The sequence below is a fragment of the Pseudomonas sp. SIMBA_067 genome, from assembly GCF_046534675.1.
Classification (GTDB): Bacteria; Pseudomonadota; Gammaproteobacteria; order Pseudomonadales; family Pseudomonadaceae; genus Aquipseudomonas; species Aquipseudomonas putida.
The window spans coordinates 1-239 of record NZ_JAWRYH010001254.1 but is presented as its reverse complement, the minus strand read 5'-3'; the positions used below and the strand labels follow the sequence as shown (position 1 = coordinate 239).

General features: G+C 43.5%; 1 protein-coding gene. It reads left to right on the top strand.

The annotated features are described in order from the left end of the window. Positions 1 to 239: M24 family metallopeptidase (locus tag SB765_RS33320; RefSeq protein WP_410932995.1), on the top strand; the 239-nt coding region annotated here is incomplete at both ends.

Genomic DNA, 239 nt, shown 5'->3' with positions numbered 1-239 from the left:
GCTGAAATTGTTGAGCGTCAAATTACCTCAACCTTCTTTCCTCATGGCTTAGGGCATCATTTAGGTGCACAGGTACATGATGTAGGTGGCTTTATGCGTGATGAAACCGGTGCACATCAGGCACCACCAGAGGGTCATCCATTTTTACGCTGCACTCGCTTAATTGAGAAAAACCAAGTGTTTACTATTGAACCAGGTTTGTACTTTATCGACTCTTTGTTGGGTGATTTAGCACAAAC